This is a genomic window from Aquitalea sp. (genome assembly GCF_030150775.1).
Classification (GTDB): Bacteria; Pseudomonadota; Gammaproteobacteria; order Burkholderiales; family Chromobacteriaceae; genus Aquitalea; species Aquitalea denitrificans.
The window spans coordinates 55160-73823 of record NZ_JASLFG010000049.1; the positions used below are offsets into that span (position 1 = coordinate 55160).

The following is an 18664-nucleotide window of genomic DNA, read 5'->3' on the forward strand; positions in this document are numbered from 1 at the left end:
CTGCAAACAACAGGGTAAGCGCCAAACTGTGTTTATGCAGTTAACGGGCACTATAGAAATGCGCCTACCCGGTGTCAACACAGCACGACGGCTGATGTTGATGAAATGTTGCAGAAAAGCATCACAATTCCCGAGCAACCCGGCAATTCTGTGTCATTAACACGACACTATCACAGTGATGTTACACGCCGACGAAACAGGGGAACCGGCTCACGATGCGTCGACTGATAGCGTTCCGTGAAAGTGTCATATCCGGACAATGCCCCATCAAGGTCTTTGCCACCCTTGATTTCGAAGGCATTGAAGCCAACCTGCCAGAGATAGTGCAGCAAATCCACCCACACGTCGCCCAGCGCTCTTAACTCACCGGCATAGCTGTAGCGTTCCCGCAACAGTCGGCCGAGGCTGTATCCACGGCCATCGGTAAATGCCGGAAAATCGACAGCCACCAGCGGAAGGCTGTTCAGATCAGCAGCCAGCTGCTGCGGATCCTCGTCCGGAGCCAGCCAGACTGCAGTCTGGCCGGCGCGGGCCTGCCATGCCGCCTTGTCTGCCAGCCATAGTGCCAGCGGGATGATGACATCAACATCAGCAGCCACAGCCGGGTATTGGCCCTCGGCATCCGCACGCAATACCTGCCAGCAGTCCTGCGCTACCTGCCCATCTTTAATGATGCTTCGCATATACACGTTCCTTGAAGGGGTCGAGGCCAATGCGGCGTACGGTTTCAATAAAGCGCTCCCCGTCTGTGCGCTGCTCCAGATAGACCGCCATGATTTTCTCAAACGCCAGCGGTACATCTGCCTGTGCAAAGGATGGTCCAATAACCTTGCCGATGGTGGTATGGCTGCCCTGGCTACCGCCCAGGGTAATCTGGTACCACTCTTCGCCATTCTTATCCACACCGAGAATACCGATATTGCCGATATGGTGATGTCCACAGGCATTCATGCAACCGGAGAAATTGCAGTCGATTTCACCCAGGTCGAACAGGTAATCCAGATTGTCAAAGCGAGTCTGGATGGCTTCGGCAACCGGAATGGAACGTGCATTGGCCAGGCTGCAGAAATCACCGCCCGGGCAGCAGATGATGTCGGTCAGCAAACCGACATTGGGGGTGGCAAAGCCTTGGCTCTTGGCCAGCTGCCATACTTTGTAGAGATCGCGTTCACGCACATCGGGCAGAATCAGGTTCTGTTCGTGTGCCACGCGCAGTTCGCCATAACCAAAATGGTCTGCCCAATCAGCGGCGGCATCCATCTGCTCTGCAGTGATATCACCCGGCGGCACGCCGGTTTTTTTCAAAGACAATACAACCGAACGATAACCTGCCTGCTTGTGCGGACGGGTATTGCGCTCCAGCCAGCGCGCGAAAGCGGGTTCGGTAGCTTGCTTTTCCACCAGTTCGGGTGGATTGGATGGCAGCAGGTCATAAGCCGGATCGGTGAAAAAACTGGCGTAATGGGCGACATCGGTATCCCGCAAAGTGGATGGGCCATCTTGCAGATGCAGCCATTCATCTTCGACCTTGGCGGCAAAGCCGGCCACGGTCATGGCTTTGACCAGAATCTTGATACGTGCCTTGTATTTGTTGTCGCGACGGCCAAAACGGTTATAGACGCGCAGCACCGCATCCAGGTAGGTCAGCAAATGCCGAGTGGGCAGAAATTCCTTCACCACCTCGCCAACAATGGGGGTACGGCCCAGACCACCACCCACAATCACCTTGAAGCCGACTTCACCCGTCTCATTGCGGACCACATGCAGTCCGATATCGTGTACTTGCGTTGCGGCACGGTCTTCCACGCTACCCGATACGGCAATTTTGAACTTGCGCGGCAGGAAGGCAAACTCCGGGTGCAGGGTACTCCACTGGCGGATGATTTCGCAGTAGGCACGCGGGTCCAGCACTTCGTCTTGGGCTACGCCAGCAAAGGCATCCGTCGTGGTATTGCGTACGCAATTGCCGGAGGTCTGGATAGCATGCATTTCAACTTCTGCCAGCTCTTCCAGGATATCCGGTACGCGCGCCAGTTCTGGCCAGTTGAACTGGATGTTCTGGCGCGTGGTGAAATGCGCGTAGTTCTTGTCGTACTTGCGGGCAATATGGGCCAGTTTGCGCAATTGCCGGCTTGCCAGATGGCCATAGGGTATGGCAACACGCAGCATGGGAGCATGGCGCTGCACATACAGTCCATTCATCAGACGCAGCGGGCGGAACTCGTCTTCAGCCAGCTCGCCAGAAAGAAAGCGCTGTGTCTGATCGCGAAACTGTTCGACACGCTCGCGCACGATGCGATGGTCGACTTCATCATAACGGTACATGGTTGAATGTCCTTGGGTAAGGTTGGCCTGATAGGGCCGGCCAGCCTTATGCTGGGCGCTTGAGGGGGCTGGACTTGATGTGCAGCCCACACTCTTTGGATTCCGGATTTTCCCACCACCAGCGACCTGCCCGCACGTCTTCGCCAACCGTGATGGCGCGGGTGCAAGGGGCACAGCCAATAGAGGGGTAACGCTGGTCATGCAGTGCGTTGTAGGGTACATCGTTGCTGCGGATGTATTCCCAGACCTCAGCTTCGGTCCACTCGATAAGCGGATTGAACTTCATCAGGCCATTATCGGTATCGAACTCTTGATTGCCCAGATCCTGCCGGGTTGGCGACTGTTCGCGACGCAAACCGGTAATCCATGCGGTCTTGCCTGCCAGCGCCCGCTTCAGCGGCTCAATCTTGCGGATCTGGCAACAGGATTTGCGCAATTCGACGCTTTGATAAAAGCCATTGATGCCATGGGTATTGACATAGGTCTCGGTGGCGGCAGTGTCCGGGAAGTACACCTTTACCAGTACCGCCGGATAGCGTTCGGCAACCTGCTGCATCAGCGTATAGGTTTCGGCCGGCAGCCGGCCGGTATCCAGGCTGAACACCTGCAGCGGCAGGGACAGGCGGGCGATCAGGTCAGTCAGTACCATGTCTTCGGCACCATAGCTGTTGGCCAGCACCGCATCCGGGTGTTTGGCGGCAATTTCGGTCAGCAGGGCTTGGGTTGCTGCAAGTTTCACATCCAGGCTCATCGAGCGCTCCACTATAGGTAAAGTCTGGCTAGGGCATCATCCTACCCAAGCCCTATATAAACCTAAAAGAATATTGTGTTAGTATTTAATGCCTACAGGTTTTATGGAATATGCCCGTCTTATGAAACTGCAACAGCTGCGCTATCTGGTCGAAGTGGCCAAACAGGGTCTGAATGTCTCCGAAGCGGCAGAGAAGCTGCATACTTCGCAGCCGGGCATTTCCAAGCAAATCCGCTTGCTGGAGGATGAGCTGGGCATCCAGGTCTTCATCCGCAATGGCAAGCGTGTGGTATCCGTCTCCGAACCAGGCAAGGAAGTGCTGCGCATTTCCGAGCGCATTCTGCGCGAAGCGCAGAACCTGAAGCGTGTCGGCGATGAGTTCTCGCGCGAATCGGAAGGTGCGCTCACCATTGCCACCACCCACACCCAAGCACGCTACGCCCTCCCCCCCACCATTGCAGCGTTCGTGCAACGCTATCCCAAGGTAAAGCTGTCCATCAAGCAGGGCAGCCCGACCCAGATTTGCGAGATGGTTGTGTCCGGCGAGGCAGATCTGGCCGTTGCCACCGAGGGCATTGCCCTCTACAAAGAGCTGGCCATGTTGCCTTGCTATGAGTGGAACCGTTCCGTGGTGGTACCACAGGACCATCCCTTGCTGCAGCTGGATCATCCGCTCAGCCTGGCAGACATCGCCAGTTATCCGATTGTTACTTACGACTTTGCCTTTGCCGGCCGCTCCAAGATCAACAAGGCTTTTGCAGATCAGGGCCTCAGCCCGAATGTGGTGCTTACTGCCATTGATACCGATGTGATCAAGACGTATGTCGCCCTTGGCCTGGGCATTGGCATCATTGCCAGTATGGCGTTCGAGCCGGTCCGGGATGCAAACCTGCGCATTATCGATGCCGGCCATCTGTTCGAACCATCCACCACCAAGATCGGCATTCGCAAGGATGCCTACCTGCGCGGCTTTGCCTACACCTTTGTCGAACTGTTTGCTCCACATCTGCACCGTCGTGAAGTGGATGCGGCCCTTCTTGCCCATGACAGTGAGCTGGACGACTGACACTCAAGCATTCTGAGTTGCCCGACAAGCAAACGCCCCGGCATGCCGGGGCGTTTTCACTGCATCTGCCTGCTGCTTACAGCGTCAGGCCGCCGGTTACTTCAATGGCAGCGCCGTTGATGTAGCTGGCTTCGTCCGACGCCAGGAAGGCATAGACATTGGCAATTTCAGCCGGGTCGGCCATACGCTTCATCGGCACCTTGTCTTCCATGGCCTGGATCACTTTTTCCGGCATGGATTTCAGGATGGGCGTAGCCACAAAGCCCGGGCATACGGCGTTGGCACGAATGCCCTTCTTGCCCAATTCCTTGGCCCAGGTCTTGACGAAACCAATCACGCCAAACTTGGTGGCAGCGTAGTTGGTCTGGCCAAAGTTGCCATACACGCCGACTACCGAAGACGCATTCAGGATAACGCCGCCGCCCTGCTCCACCATGGTATCCACCACGGCGCGTGCGCAGTTGTAAACGCCCTTCAGGTTGATGTCGATTACCTTGTCGAACTGGTCGTCGGTCATCTTGATCAGTTGAGCATCCATTACGATGCCGGCATTGTTTACCAGTACATCGATGCGGCCAAAGCGTGCTTTCAGATCACCAACCATATCGGCGATCTGCGCCTTGTCGGTCACATTGACCAGATAGCCGACAGCCTCGCCACCCAGAGCCTTGAGTTCTTCCACCACTGCATTCACGGCATCGATGTTCAGGTCACAGACGGCAACGATGGCGCCTTCCTTGATGAACTTCTCTGCAGTCGCCTTGCCGATACCGCTGGCAGCGCCAGTGATGATGGAGACTTTCCCTTTCAATCGCATGGTTCTTCCTTCATTAACTTGAGGTTGCAGGCAACCCGGTTCCGGGTCGACCTTCGGGCTCCACCATCGACCCATTCAAGATCGGGTTCCTGTTTTGGTCTTGTCGTTATTATGTTGGTGCTACAAAAAACGGGAGCATCGTGCACTGTTATTTTGCAGCGCAACACGATGTCGCACTGCAATATAGCGCACCTGCTCCCGTCGGTAAAGCAATCGCTCTAGCCTGCCTGCCAACAAGACAAAGGCATTGAAGAAAGAGCGACTTACCGCTTATTCCAGACCCTTGCTGGCCAGGTAATCTTCATAATTGCCAGTGTAGTAGTCATAGCCGCCCTTGCCATCGAGCTCCAGTACATGAGTAGCCAGCGAGCTGACGAACTGACGGTCGTGCGAGACGAAAATCAGCGTGCCCTTGTACTTTTCCAGCGCCATGTTCAGCGATTCGATCGACTCCATGTCCATGTGGTTGGTCGGTTCGTCCATGATCATCACATTGGGCTTTTGCAGGATCAGCTTGCCATACAGCATGCGGCCCTTTTCACCACCGGACAGCACGTGAACCGGCTTGGTCACTTCGTCGCCGCCAAACAGCAGACGACCCAACGTGCCGCGGATCACCTGTTCATCATCACCGTCCTGACCCCACTCGCGCATCCACTCGGTCAGGTTCATGTCGGTGTCAAAATCGGCCTCGTGATCCTGCGCGAAATAACCGATCTGGGCTTTTTCCGCCCACTTGATGTTGCCAAAGTCAGCGGTCAGACCTTCGGCAAACTTGGGCTCAAAAGCACCGGCCAGCAGTTTGACCAGCGAGGTCTTACCTGCACCGTTCGGGCCAATCACCGCCAGGCGGGCACCGGCTTCCAGAATGAAGCTCATATCCTTGAACAGCACCTTGCTGTCGTAAGCCTTGTTGAGGCTTTCCACTTCTACGGCCTGACGGTGCAGCTTGAACTTGTCGTCGGTCTCGAAGCGGATGAAGGGGTTCTGTCGGCTGGACGGCTTCACGTCCACCATTTCCGACTTCAACTTGTCCACCTGCTTCAGACGGGAAGTCGCCTGACGCGCCTTGGACTTGTTGGCCGAGAAACGGGCCACAAATTCCTGCAGCTCCTGGATACGCTCCTTGGCCTTGCTGTTGGAAGACAGCTGACGCTCACGCGCCTGGGCCGAGGCAATCATGTAGTCATCATAATTACCCGGATAGATGCGGATGGTGTTGTAGTCCAGATCCGCCATGTGGGTACATACGGAATTCAGGAAGTGACGGTCGTGGGAGATGATGATCATGGTGGAGTTGCGCTCGTTCAGCACATTCTCCAGCCAGCGAATGGTGTTGATGTCCAGGTTGTTGGTCGGTTCGTCCAGCAACAGGATGTCCGGGTTGGAGAACAAGGCCTGTGCCAGCAGCACACGCAGCTTCCAGCCGGGAGCCACTTCACTCATCGGGCCAAAGTGCTGCTCCACCGGAATACCCACACCCATCAGCAGTTCACCGGCACGCGCTTCTGCGGTGTAGCCGTCATACTCAGCGAACTTGGCCTCCAGTTCGGCCGCGTGCATGTAATCTTCTTCGGTGGCTTCGAGATTGGCGTAAATGGCGTCACGCTCGCTCATCGCCGCCCACATCTCGGTATGGCCCATCATCACCACATCGATGACGCGCTGTTCTTCGTAGGCAAACTGGTCCTGACGCAGCTTGCCCAGACGCAGGCCGTTTTCGATGGCAACTTCGCCACCGGTTTGTTCCAGGTCACCGCCCAGAATTTTCATGAATGTCGATTTGCCGGAACCGTTGGCGCCAATCAGGCCATAACGGTTGCCTTCGCCAAACTTGACGGAAACCTTTTCAAACAAAGGTTTCACGCCAAACTGCATGGTAATGTTGCTTGTGGTAATCACGCTTGGGATCCTTCAGCCAATCCAGCCGTAAGTATCGGAAAAACCGTGGATTCTATCACATCGGCACGACAATCCGGCGCTTGGCACCAAATGCGATGACATGCTTTTGACCCGTAGGGGAATTCCGCTACAATCGAAGACTTTGAATCTTCATCCCTAGATATAGGCAGAACTATGCTTACCGGTAGCTTGGTTGCCCTGGTCACCCCGATGACCACAGATGGTCGGGTCGACTTCGAATCGCTCTCCCGCCTGGTCGATTTCCACATCGACAACGGCACCAGCGGCATTGTTGCCGTTGGTACCACCGGCGAATCCGCCACCCTTGCCGTTGATGAACACATCGCTGTCGTCGAAGCTGTCATCAAACAGGCCAAAGGCCGCGTCAAGGTTATCGCCGGTACCGGGGCAAACTCCACCGCCGAAGCCATCGAACTGGCGGCACATGCCAAGCAGGCAGGTGCTGACATGACCCTTTCCGTGGTGCCCTACTACAACAAACCGACGCAGGAAGGCATGTACCGCCATTTCCGCGCAATTGCTGAAAGTGTCGACATTCCGGTAATCCTGTACAACGTACCGGGTCGTACCGTTGCCGACATGAACAATGACACTGTACTGCGCCTCACCGAAGTGCCCGGCATCATCGGGCTGAAGGATGCAACAGGTGATATCGGCCGCGCTTGCGACCTGATCAGCCGTGTCCCGAAAAACTTCGCGCTGTACTCCGGCGATGATGCAACCGGCATGGCATTCATGCTGTGTGGTGGTAATGGCGTCATCTCCGTCACCTCCAACGTTGCACCGAAGCTGATGAGCCAGATGTGTGACGCCGCCATTGCCGGTAACGCGGCCTTGGCACGCGAACTGAACGACAAGTTGCAAGGTCTGCACAAGCAGCTGTTTGCCGAACCCAACCCGATTCCGGCCAAATGGGTACTGCAAGAGCTGGGCATGATTCCTGCAGGCATCCGCCTTCCCCTTCATGTGATGTCGGACAGCCTGCGCCCGCAGCTGACGGCCGCCATGAAGCAGGCTGAACTCATTTAAACCCCCTGACGACAAGGGAGTCCGCATGAAACGAAGCGCGCCCGCCGCGATTCTGCTTGCAACCGGCATTCTCGCTGGTTGCAGCACCTCCAACCCGCTGGAAAAGAAACTGGACTACAAGTCCGCCGAACCGCCCAAAGCGGGCAACACCCTGGAAGTGCCGCCGGACCTGACCGCGCCGCAAATCCAGAACAAATATGTCATTCCGGCCACCGGCAGTGCTTCTGCCCTGGCAAGCAGCAATGCCGTGGCAGCCACCCAGCAAGCCGCGGCCGTTCAGGCTGCCGTGACTGGCAATACAGTCGCCGTCAACAGTATCGACAACATCACCATGGAACGCGCAGGCACCCAGCGCTGGCTTGAGGTGAAGGGCAAATCGCCGGCAGAACTATGGCCGGTATTGAAAGCCTTCTGGCAGGAAAACGGTTTTGTCATCAAGACCGAAGAGCCGGATCTTGGCATCATGGAAACCGACTGGGCCGAAAACCGTGCCAAGCTGCCGTCCGATGGTATTCGCAAGCTGATGGAAACGGTTGGCCTGGGCGGCGCAATGTCCACACCGGAGCGTGACAAATTCCGCATCCGCCTGGAAAAAACCGCCAACGGCACCGAGATCTACTTCTCGCATCGCGGCATGTACGAAACCTTCATCAACGAAGGCAAATCGGACACCATGTGGCAGCCCCGTCCGGTTGATCCCAATCTGGAAGCCGAGCTGCTGGGCCGCTTCATGATCCGCATGGGCATTACCGAAGAGCAGGCCAAGGCCGCAGTCAAGAAAACCCAGGTTGTTGCCGACAAGCCGAAAGACAGCATTGTTGATGGCAAGCTCAACATCAATGACGGCTTCGATCGCGCCTGGCGTCGTGTTGGTCTGGCGCTGGATCGCATCGGTCTGGTGGTCAATGACCGCGACCGCTCGCAGGGCCTCTACTTCGTCAAGCCGGCCAAGGGCGAACTGGACAAGAAAGACGAGTCCTCCTCCGGTGGTGGCTTCTGGTCCAGCCTCGCATTCTGGAAGAGCAAGGATAGCGACGAGAAGGCCAATCCGTCCGGACCGGAATACCGGATCCAGGTCAAGGAAATTGACGGCGGCAGCAGCACGCTGGCCGTACTGGACAAGCAAGGCAAGCCGCTGTCGGACAGCTTTGCCAAATCGGTACTGTCCAAGTTGCAGACTGAGCTGCAATAAGCCTCCCGTAGTAAAGCAAAAAGCCCGCTCCAGCGGGCTTTTTTCATGCTTACGTACAATGCGCCGCCTGCAAGCGGCAAACAATGGGCGTAAAAAAACCGGCCGAAGCCGGTTTTTGGTGCTTTCGCGCTGAATTACTGAGCAGCGGAAGCAGCCGGAGCGGAAGCAGCAGCAGCGGAAGCGTCAGCAGCCGGAGCGGAAGCGTCAGCAGCCGGAGCGGAAGCATCAGCAGCCGGAGCGGAAGCTTCAACAGCAGGAGCGGAAGCTTCAGCAGGAGCATCAGCCTTCTTACCGCAAGCGGACAGAGCAACGGCCAGCAGGGCAGCAACGAGGAGCGACTGTTTCATTTTTTCTTGACCTTTAAAGATAAGTTAACAAGACGTCAATTTAATCGCCCAAGCTGTATTTGGAAATGACTGGGCGACTGAAAATCTTTCAGTGCGCAAATTGTATCACGAAAAAAATTGCTGTGTAGGGGGGCAGACCAGCAAAAACGCCACTAATCCCACTGCAACCTTCCGCAGCGCAGCATTCCCGGCAAAATGAGCGTTTGAACGCCGATGCTTGACCGGTAGATGCCTTGCCATGTGTACATTTGAACATCTGATGTGGTTATTTTGCTACAGACTGCGGCAAATGCCAATATCCAGATAGATATCCTTCGTACAGCACATCCAATAACGACGGCCTGATGTCGGCTGGGGACAAATGCCGCTGATTGGCAAATTGTTGCCACAGTGCAACATCATCCGGTTCGATTTCGAGAAGCTCACCATTGCAATAGAACATTTCATCATGGAACAGAATCAGGCTTTTGCGATCCAGTTCAATCCCGAGAAGCCTTACTTCTTGGACAAACTCATCCTCATCCAGCTCTTCTGCTGGTGAATCGTAAAACACATGCGGCTTCGGTTCGGTCAGATAGTGTCCAAGGAAGTCGCTGATCGTCCGCTTATCCCAGGTAATCTGGCTCAGCATCTGGCTGACCTTGTCCACCATTTCGTCGCTGATGCGTGCCGGGTCTGGCTGGCGCTGCAATTCGGGATCGGCATAACGCCCGTCCAGGCAGATGCGATCCTGCATATAGACCAGGAACTGTGTAGCCAGCTCCTGCGTCGGTGCGGCTCGAAAGCCGATCGAGTACGTCATGCCCGGCTCAAGCGCGACACCATAATGTGCGCACTTGGGCGGAAGGTACAGCATGTCGCCATGCTCGAGCACGAATTCTTCTTCCACGCGGAAATCCTGCAATACACGAATGGGGGCATCCGGAATAAAGTCGTCATCGGCTTGCGAAGAAATCTGCCAGCGCTTCTTGCCGCCCACTTGCAGCAGGAAGACATCGTAGGAATCAAAATGCGGGCCGACAGTGCCACCTGGCGGTGCATAGCTGATCATCAGGTCATCCAGCCTAGCAAAAGGGATGAAATCGAATTGCCACAATATCTTGTCGATATGCGGCAAGTGATGGTTCACATTCTGTACCAGGATGGTCCAGTCGGTTTCACCCAGCTTGCGGAAGCGGGCCGGGCGGAATGGGCCGCGTTCCAGATGCCATTTCCCGCTGCGGTTTTCGATCAGGCGGGACTCAACGTCCTCTTGCATGGCCAGTTCGGACAGGCATTTGAAATCAACATGCGGACCAACATCAGTCAGCGCACCACGGATCAGCAAAGGCTTTTTTTGCCAATATTCGCTGAGAAACTCTTCGGGGGTGAGTCCCCCCAGCAATGTCATCGGTTTCATGGCAGTTTCACGGGCTTGCGGGCCCTTCTATGGTTTACAATACGTTCAAGCGGCATTCCGCACTATTGCTTGCAGGACTGGGGCGCAATGTGCACCTCGCCCTGACAAGGTTTTTCATTTCATTCCGGACAATTTCTGATGCAAATCGCCAAAGATACCGTCGTTACCCTCCACTACGAGATGTTTGACGCAGAGAACACCCTTCTCGACAAGACTGAAGAACCCATTGCCTACCTGCATGGCGGCTATGACGGCATCTTCCCGCTGGTTGAAGAGGCCCTGCACGGCAAGAGCGTTGGCGACTCCGTCGACGTCAAGCTGACCCCGGATGATGCTTTCGGCGACCCGGAAGAAGAACTGGTTCGCGTTGAAGATCTGGACGTGTTCCCGGCTGACGTCGAAGTCGGCATGATGTTCGAAGCTGACGATCCGGAAACCGGCGACGTGCTGCTGTTCCGCGTAACCGACATCGCCGACGGCAAGGCTATCGTGGATGCCAACCATCCGCTGGCTGGCCAGACCATCCGCTTTGTTGCCAAGGTTACCGAAGTACGTGCCGCCAGTGCTGAAGAACTGAGCCACGGCCACGTTCACGGTGCACATGGCCACCACCACTAAGCAATAACGCCAGACAATACCCGCTATTGTCTGCTCAAGCTGGCGTAGTCCTTAATCTCTATGATGATCGGGGCTACGCCAGTTTTCCTTTAGCCATCCACAGGAAAACACAGCAGGAATCACTCCAGAAACATCACAGTTTTCGGACTGGAGCCAGCATGCCGTTGGAATCGGCCTTGCCCCTTGATACAGGGCAAAAAAACTACTGTTGACTGACAATCCCTCGCGCCCCTCTCGGCCAGACCTAAAGATATGCGCCTTACTGCCTCAGTCTTCACGAGGTGCGAGACCACGCCCCGCACTTACACCGAGAGCAAGTCAATCGGCATCTGTCCTAGAGATACCCGATCCAGTCCCGCCAGGTCCGCCCGTGTTGCTACTGCCTGCAAACCCGCCTGCCGCAATAACTGGCGTACAGCCGCCCCTTGATCATAGCCATGCTCCAGCATGATCCAGCCTCCAGGCTTCAGCCGTGCCGGTGCACCGGCAATGATTTTGCGCAGACAATCCAGCCCGTCGCCCTCATCCGTCAGCGCCATACGCGGCTCGAAACGGACATCGCCCTCTTCCAGATGATGATCGTGCTTTTCAATATAGGGGGGATTGGAAACAATCAGGTCAAATCCGCACTGTTCACCCAGCGGCTGATACCAGCTGCCCAGATGAAAACTGACAGTCGCGCCAAGCCGATCTGCATTGTCACGACTAACTGCGACTGCATCATTGGATAGGTCAACAGCCTGCACCTGCCATGCCGGCGCTTCCAGTGCCAAGGTAACGGCAATGGCACCACTACCACAGCCCAGGTCAAGCACGCGCATTGGTGCGACGGCGGCCACGTACTGCAAGGCGGCCTCCACCAGATGCTCGGTTTCGGGGCGGGGGATCAGCACTGCAGGTGTAACCCTGAAGTTGCGACCATAGAATTCCCGTTCCCCCAGCAGGTAGGCCATCGGCTCGCCCTGCAGTCGGCGCTGTGCCAGCTGCGTAAACTGGGCAACTTCACTTTCAGTTAGCTGCAGATCGGGATCGGCAATCATGCGAGCATGGGTCAGGCCCGGGCGGACATGCTGCAACAGCATACGCGTTTCCAGGCGGGGCAAGGGGTGGCAGCGCAGTGCCTGTTCAATGGTTAGCATGATTCAAAGCAGGAAGATGGTGGCCAGGCCAAGAAAAATGAAAAAGCCACCGGAGTCGGTACATGCCGTGATCAGCACGCTGGAACCCAGTGCTGGGTCACGTCCCAGTTTTTGCATCAGGGACGGAATCAATACGCCCATGGTGGCTGCCAGCATCAGGTTGAGCGTCATGGCAGCCAGCATCACCAGCCCCAATGACAGGCGTCCATACAATAGCCAGGCAATCAGGCCGATGGCTCCACCCCACACCAAGCCATTGATGATGCTGACCCCCAATTCCTTGCGCCACAGACGCCAAGCCTGGCTTACCTGCATCTGGCCCATGGCAAGTGCCCGCACGATCATGGTGATGGTCTGGTTGCCGGAGTTGCCGCCGATACCGGCCACGATGGGCATCAGTGCTGCCAGCGCCACCAGCTGATTGATGGAGTGTTCGAATGCACCAATCACCCGGGATGCTACAAAGGCCGTACACAGATTGATTGCCAGCCACGACCAGCGGTTTTTCACCGAGTCGATCACTGGCGCAAACAGGTCCTCTTCTTCTTTCAAACCCGCCAGGTTAAGTACTTCGCTGTCCGATTCTTCGCGCATGACATCGACCATCTCATCCACGGTCAGGCGGCCAATCAGCGCACCGCGCTCATCGACGACAGGCGCGGATACCAGATCGTAACGTTCGAATGCCTGGGCGGCATCCCGTGCTTCGTCTTCCGGCTGAAAGGACACAACCTCGGTTGCCATCACGGCTGACACCATGGCTTCCGGATCCGCCACCAGCAGGCTGCGCAAGGGCAGAACTCCGCATAGGGTTTCATTGGCATCCAACACAAATATCTTGTCGGTCTGATGCGGCAACTCATCAAAGCGGCGCAGATAACGCAGTACCACTTCGCAGCTGACATCGGCACGGATCTTCACCAGCTCGAAGTCCATCAGGGCACCGATACTGCCCTCAGGATAGGACAGTGCAGACTGCAACTGCTCGCGCTCGGCTTCGTCCAATTCGCCCATGACTTCATAGACCACCTGACGCGGCAGGTCGCCGGCAAGGTCAGCCAGCTCGTCGGTATCCAGCTGGCGCACAGCGGCCAGCAACTCGGCCGGGGCCATGGACTCGATTAGGGTTTCCCGGACGGCATCGGAAACCTCCAGCAGGATGTCACCATCCTGTTGCACTTTGACACGATCCCAAACCAGCAGACGCTCATCCAGCGGCAGGGCTTCCAGAATATAGGCGATATCTGCCGGATGCAGGTTTTGCAGCCTTTGCTGCAGTTCGTCCAGTGCCGGTGAGTTGCCCGGGGCGACGGCACCCTCTTCGACATGCAGCGCGATCAGCCTTTGCACCTCGGCCAGGCTTTCGCTTAATCGTTCAGCAGTTTGTTTTTTTTCAATAACCGACAAGCACAACTCCTTCCGCCATGGCGACGGAGACTGGGCTACACGGTCGTGACGGCGGGAATCAAGCAGGAAAAACAGGGAAGCCAGAGGCTATGGAGTAACTGGGTAAGTCCATGTGCAATACCACGCCTTGCGGTGTGGCAGAACGTATAAACAGGCGCGGGATTGTAACATGAAGCCCCCTTGCCTTCCAGCAAGGGGGCGATATCAGGGGAGATCAGCGAAAGCCATGCGCCGCTGGATGATGCGGGTTTTCTTCATCAGACCGGGAGCGTTGCGATGCTCATCGTAGTAACGCGGATTGGGCACCATGGCGGCCAGTTTGGCAGCCTGACCTGATGACAGGCGGGCGGCACCGGTACGGAAATAATAGCGAGCAGCCGCTTCCGCACCAAATACGCCATTGCCCCATTCAATAACGTTAAGGTAAATCTCGAATATGCGGCGCTTGTCCAATACCTTCTCAAGCATGACGGTAATGGCCGCCTCTTCCAGTTTGCGCCAGGGCGTCTTCTTGCTGGACAGAAACAGGTTCTTGGCCAATTGCTGGCTGATGGTGGAACCGCCGGCCACAATATGGCCCTGCTTCAGGTTCTTTTCGAATGCTGCCTCGATGCCATCCCAGTCAAAACCTTCGTGGTCGGCAAACTTGGCGTCTTCTGCAGCAATCAGTGCGCGCTTGAGATTGGGAGAAATCTGGGCGTACGGCACCCATTTCTGCCGCAACTCGGCCTCGGGGTCGTCTTCCTGTAATTTGGCTAGCTGTTCGTTCATGAAGGCACTGGCAGAGGGGTTGTGGCTACGCCAGTAGACGATGTGACCGAAAATCCACAGGTTGTACAACACAATGGCGGCCACCAGGACCGCCATGATCTTGAATAAAAGACGCATCAATCAGGCCAGCACTTCTCGCAGCATATTGGTGACCTTGCGTGTGTCCGGCTTTACACCACGCCAGATATGGAAGGACTCGGCAGCCTGCTCCACCAGCATGCCCAGGCCATCAGCCAGCATGCCGGCATTTTCGCTTTGGGCACGCTTAAGGAAAGGGGTGAGGCCCTTGCTGTACACCATGTCGTAAGCCAGTGTGCGCGCGGTAAAGATGTTTGCCGGCAGTGGCGGAATTTCGTTGTGCAGGCTAGTGGAAGTCCCGTTGATGATGATGTCAAAGGTTTTGCCTTCCAGCGCCTCGTAGCCGCTGGCCACCACAGCACCCCAGGGCGCAAAATGGTGGGCGATGGATTCCGCCTTGATCAGGGTGCGATTGGCAATGGTGACCTTAGCCGGTTTCTGTTCCAGGATTGGCTCCAGCACACCGCGCACGGCACCGCCGGCACCCAGAATGAGGATGCTTTTGCCTTCCATCGGAAAATCGAGATTTTCCACGATATCGCGCACCAGACCGACGCCGTCGGTATTGTCGCCATATACCTTGCCATCGCGGAAAGTCAGGGTATTCACCGCTTCGGCAGCACGGGCGCGTTCAGTGACTTCCTGCGCCATACGGAAGGCATCACCCTTGAACGGCAGGGTGACATTCAGGCCCAGACCGCCATTTTGTACGAACTGGCCAACCACTTCGTCGAATTTGCCCAATTCGGAAAACAGCTTTTCATATTGCACGGCCTCGCCGGTGGCGCGGGCAAATTCACTGTGGATAAACGGCGACTGGCTATGGGAAACGGGGTTACCGATGACGGCGTAACGGTTGGTCATGATCAGCTTTCTTGGATTCCTGTGGTGCTACCGCATCATGCGGTTCATCTGCTGAGGTAGCACTTTGCCGTGTAACGTCATAAACATCAACCGGTCAATACCCCTGTCCCAACAATTTAGACCCTGTTCAGCCCTGTACCCAGGGCAGGCCGTGGGCTTTCCAGCCGGTCAGATTGCCGCGATGCTCCAGCCCGTCCTTATCGCCTTCAAAACCCTCCAGCACGTTGTAAACCCGGCTGTAGCCAGCAGCAGCGGCCATTACCGCCGCCTCATGCGAACGCACCCCGCTTCGGCACATCAGCAGCAGCATTGCCTGCTTGTCTACTGCGCCCTGCAATTGGGCAGTGAACTGCGGATTAGGCTGCATACCGGGGAAAGTGCGCAGCTCGATACGCAAGGCACCGGGTACCACACCCACGAATTGCCACTCTGCAGCACTGCGGACATCCACCAGCACCGCCCCCTCCAGATGCTGGGTCAGATAATAAGCCTCCGGCGGCGTCAATGCCCCCTGATAGCCCAGTTGCTGGCTTGCTGCACGTTCGGCAGCGGTTTGCAAAATGACTGCGGACTGTTCCATATCGAAGCTTCCTTTCCTTGTAATGTAGCCATGCCACCCTATGCACGCGGGCTGACTTGGCACCCGGATACATCTGCGGATTGCCAATCGCACTGAATTGGTGCGTGCGCACAATGCAGCATCCCATTTTGGTGCAATCCGAATGACTAGCCGGACCGGATACCCTGTGACACAATGATTAAATTAGCGTTCTTAGCCTGGCACGCTTCATGCTTCAAGCGAAGCGTACCATCTTTATCAAGCAATATTGCTTTCGATGCACGTTGCCTTTAGGAGAACATTCATGGCGGTTGCAGACGTAGTCAAGCTGATTCAAGAAAACGACGTCAAGTTCGTAGACCTGCGCTTTACTGACACCCGTGGTAAAGAACAACACGTTACCATCCCGGCACACGTTCTGCTGGAAGATGCTGATGAATGGTTCGAGCACGGCCACGCGTTCGATGGCTCTTCGATCGCGGGCTGGAAGGGTATCCAGGCTTCTGACATGCTGCTGATGGCTGACCCGGCCACCGCCAAGATCGACCCTTTCTTCGATGAACCCACCGTATTCATGTCATGTGACGTGATCGACCCGGCCGATGGCAAGGGCTACGACCGTGACCCGCGCTCCATCGCCAAGCGTGCTGAAGCCTACCTGAAAGCCTCTGGCCTGGGCGATACCGCCTACTTCGGTCCGGAACCGGAATTCTTCGTATTCGACAGCATCACCTGGGGCACCGACATGTCCGGTTGCTTCGTGAAGATCAAGTCCGAAGAAGCTGCATGGGCCTCCGCTGAAGAATTCGAAGGTGGCAACACCGGTCACCGTCCGGGCGTGAAGGGTGGCTACTTCCCGGTTCCGCCGGTTGACTCCGCACAAGACCTGCGTTCTGCCATGGTTCTGCTGCTGGAAGAACTGGGCGTACCGGTTGAAGTTCACCACCACGAAGTGGCCACTGCCGGCCAGATGGAAATCGGCACCAAGTTCAGCACCCTGACCCAGCGTGCCGACTGGACCCAGATCCTGAAGTACGTGGTTCAAAACGTGGCGCACAGCTACGGCAAGACCGCTACCTTCATGCCCAAGCCCATCGTTGGTGACAACGGTTCCGGCATGCACGTTCACCAGTCCATCTGGAAAGACGGCAAGAACCTGTTTGCTGGCGACGGCTATGCTGGCCTGTCCGACACCGCCCTGTACTACATCGGCGGTATCATCAAGCACGCCAAGGCTCTGAACGCCATCACCAACCCGGGTACCAACTCTTACAAGCGTCTGGTTCCGCATTACGAAGCCCCGGTAAAACTGGCCTACTCCGCCAAGAACCGTTCCGCTTCCATCCGTATCCCGCACGTTGCCAATCCGAAGGGCCGTCGTATCGAAGCCCGTTTCCCGGATCCGCTGGCTAACCCGTACCTGTGCTTCTCCGCACTGCTGATGGCCGGTCTGGATGGTATCCAGAACAAGATTCACCCGGGCGATGCCGCTGACAAGAACCTGTACGACCTGCCGCCGGAAGAAGACAAGCTGATCCCGACCGTGTGCGCCAGCCTGGACGAAGCCCTGGCGGCCCTGGACGCAGACCGCGACTTCCTGACCCGTGGCGGTGTGTTCTCCAACGAATGGATTGACGCCTACATCGAATTGAAGATGCAGGAAGTAAACCTGACCCGCATGACTACCCACCCGGTAGAATTTGCAATGTACTACTCGCTGTAATCAGGTTTGGGTGTCTCTTGACGCCTTGCCAGATACAGAAAACCCGCACAAGCAGCGCTGTGCGGGTTTTTTCATGGCTGCCAGCTGCCACTTGGGAGCGCTCAGCCCGGTAGCCCGGCAAAAACCTTGAGCATGGCCAAACCATCTTGTGGCGCAACGACCAGCTGGCTGACATCAAATCCCGGGTCGAACACCGGGGCAAACTGGGGAAAGCGCGCCAGCGCCTCTGGCTGCGGTATATGGAAACCCATATACCACTGGGCAAACTCGCGTTGCTTGCATTCACTGCGAAACAGGGACTCCACCTGATGATGGCGCGGATCAAGGCTGATTCTCCTGAAAGCCGCTTCCACCACGTCAGCTTCACCTTCCAGCAGCTGCAAGAAACAACCATCGCGGTATAGCAACAGGCCAGTGATCTGCCTGGCCTGATTATTGGCCACAGACTTGTCCAGGATTACCGTCAATTCAGCAGGCGACAGGGCCGTGGTGGCTTTGCTGGAATAAAGCAACTGGATCAGCATGAGCAAGCTTTCTGTAAAATTACAAGGTGATGGCCTGAACGGATGACTGCAAACATTTCCTCATTCACCTTCTGCATGAATACCGGACATCAAATCCAGTCACATGGCATGCCATTGGCACGACGTGAAGCC

18 protein-coding genes are annotated in these 18664 nt (G+C 56.3%); 5 read left to right on the forward strand and 13 right to left on the reverse strand.

All coding sequences use genetic code 11. The features are described from left to right. Window positions 1–170 precede the first annotated feature (170 nt). From QVF59_RS16725 to QVF59_RS16735, 3 genes are read right to left on the reverse strand one after another with little or no spacing between them, the layout of a single operon-like run. The gene (locus tag QVF59_RS16725; RefSeq protein ID WP_287881366.1) at window positions 171–683 is read right to left on the reverse strand and encodes a DUF934 domain-containing protein; all 513 of its coding nucleotides are present in this window, start codon (window positions 681–683) and stop codon (window positions 171–173) included. Next, on the reverse strand, window positions 667–2325 hold the full coding sequence (locus QVF59_RS16730) for a nitrite/sulfite reductase (protein WP_287881367.1): 1659 nt from the start codon (window positions 2323–2325) through the stop codon (window positions 667–669). Before QVF59_RS16730 ends, QVF59_RS16725 begins: the two co-directional genes overlap by 17 nt. A 46-nt stretch (window positions 2326–2371) precedes the next feature. Beyond that, window positions 2372–3076 (reverse strand): phosphoadenylyl-sulfate reductase, encoded by a 705-nt coding sequence (locus tag QVF59_RS16735; RefSeq protein ID WP_159875148.1) that lies wholly within the window; start codon window positions 3074–3076, stop codon window positions 2372–2374. A 121-nt stretch (window positions 3077–3197) separates the two neighbouring features. Between QVF59_RS16735 and cysB the strand changes: the two genes are divergently transcribed. Continuing rightward, the gene (gene cysB, locus QVF59_RS16740) at window positions 3198–4142 is read left to right on the forward strand and encodes an HTH-type transcriptional regulator CysB (RefSeq protein ID WP_159875147.1); all 945 of its coding nucleotides are present in this window, start codon (window positions 3198–3200) and stop codon (window positions 4140–4142) included. A 76-nt stretch (window positions 4143–4218) separates the two neighbouring features. Here the strand turns inward: cysB and fabG are convergent, their stop codons facing one another. Together fabG and QVF59_RS16750 are read right to left on the reverse strand one after the other, a co-directional pair. Next, window positions 4219–4959, reverse strand: a complete 741-nt coding sequence (fabG, locus tag QVF59_RS16745) for a 3-oxoacyl-ACP reductase FabG (protein ID WP_159875146.1) — start codon at window positions 4957–4959, stop codon at window positions 4219–4221. Window positions 4960–5229: 270 nt separating this feature from the next. Then, window positions 5230–6861 (reverse strand): ABC-F family ATPase, encoded by a 1632-nt coding sequence (locus QVF59_RS16750; protein WP_159875145.1) that lies wholly within the window; start codon window positions 6859–6861, stop codon window positions 5230–5232. Between the two features lie 174 nt (window positions 6862–7035). On the opposite strand from QVF59_RS16750, the gene dapA reads away from it, so the two are divergent. Beyond that, a complete protein-coding gene (gene dapA, locus QVF59_RS16755) occupies window positions 7036–7911 on the forward strand; it encodes a 4-hydroxy-tetrahydrodipicolinate synthase (protein WP_287881368.1) in 876 nt (291 codons plus the stop codon). Between the two features lie 25 nt (window positions 7912–7936). After that, window positions 7937–9103 carry an NlpB/DapX family lipoprotein gene (bamC, locus tag QVF59_RS16760; RefSeq protein ID WP_287881369.1) on the forward strand — a complete coding sequence of 389 codons (1167 nt, stop codon included), beginning with the start codon at window positions 7937–7939 and terminating at the stop codon, window positions 9101–9103. 49 nt (window positions 9104–9152) lie between these two features. On the opposite strand, the gene QVF59_RS16765 is transcribed toward bamC, so the two are convergent. Further along, entirely contained in the window at window positions 9153–9383 is a 231-nt protein-coding gene (locus QVF59_RS16765) for a hypothetical protein (RefSeq protein ID WP_287881370.1), read from the reverse strand. A gap of 332 nt (window positions 9384–9715) precedes the next feature. Beyond that, window positions 9716–10849: a ribosomal protein uL16 3-hydroxylase gene (locus QVF59_RS16770; RefSeq protein ID WP_287881371.1), complete on the reverse strand. Its 1134-nt coding sequence runs from the start codon at window positions 10847–10849 to the stop codon at window positions 9716–9718. Window positions 10850–10987: 138 nt separating this feature from the next. Between QVF59_RS16770 and QVF59_RS16775 the strand changes: the two genes are divergently transcribed. Then, the gene (locus tag QVF59_RS16775) at window positions 10988–11467 is read left to right on the forward strand and encodes an FKBP-type peptidyl-prolyl cis-trans isomerase (RefSeq protein WP_159875141.1); all 480 of its coding nucleotides are present in this window, start codon (window positions 10988–10990) and stop codon (window positions 11465–11467) included. Window positions 11468–11769: 302 nt separating this feature from the next. On the opposite strand, the gene prmC is transcribed toward QVF59_RS16775, so the two are convergent. From prmC to QVF59_RS16800, 5 genes are all read right to left on the reverse strand, one after another. Continuing rightward, window positions 11770–12606 (reverse strand): peptide chain release factor N(5)-glutamine methyltransferase, encoded by an 837-nt coding sequence (gene prmC / locus QVF59_RS16780; RefSeq protein WP_287881372.1) that lies wholly within the window; start codon window positions 12604–12606, stop codon window positions 11770–11772. Window positions 12607–12609: 3 nt separating this feature from the next. Continuing rightward, window positions 12610–14013: a magnesium transporter gene (gene mgtE, locus QVF59_RS16785; protein ID WP_287881373.1), complete on the reverse strand. Its 1404-nt coding sequence runs from the start codon at window positions 14011–14013 to the stop codon at window positions 12610–12612. Window positions 14014–14217: 204 nt separating this feature from the next. Next, on the reverse strand, window positions 14218–14901 hold the full coding sequence (gene mtgA, locus QVF59_RS16790) for a monofunctional biosynthetic peptidoglycan transglycosylase (RefSeq protein ID WP_287881374.1): 684 nt from the start codon (window positions 14899–14901) through the stop codon (window positions 14218–14220). A gap of 3 nt (window positions 14902–14904) precedes the next feature. Then, on the reverse strand, window positions 14905–15726 hold the full coding sequence (gene aroE, locus QVF59_RS16795) for a shikimate dehydrogenase (RefSeq protein ID WP_287881375.1): 822 nt from the start codon (window positions 15724–15726) through the stop codon (window positions 14905–14907). A 127-nt stretch (window positions 15727–15853) separates the two neighbouring features. Beyond that, window positions 15854–16306, reverse strand: a complete 453-nt coding sequence (locus tag QVF59_RS16800) for a rhodanese-like domain-containing protein (protein WP_159875136.1) — start codon at window positions 16304–16306, stop codon at window positions 15854–15856. 283 nt (window positions 16307–16589) lie between these two features. Here QVF59_RS16800 and glnA point away from each other — a divergent pair, with 283 nt between their 5' ends. Next, window positions 16590–18008 (forward strand): type I glutamate--ammonia ligase, encoded by a 1419-nt coding sequence (gene glnA, locus QVF59_RS16805; protein ID WP_159875135.1) that lies wholly within the window; start codon window positions 16590–16592, stop codon window positions 18006–18008. 101 nt (window positions 18009–18109) lie between these two features. Here the strand turns inward: glnA and QVF59_RS16810 are convergent, their stop codons facing one another. Next, window positions 18110–18532, reverse strand: coding sequence for a BLUF domain-containing protein (locus tag QVF59_RS16810; protein WP_159875134.1), 423 nt, complete (start codon window positions 18530–18532; stop codon window positions 18110–18112). Window positions 18533–18664 lie beyond the last annotated feature (132 nt).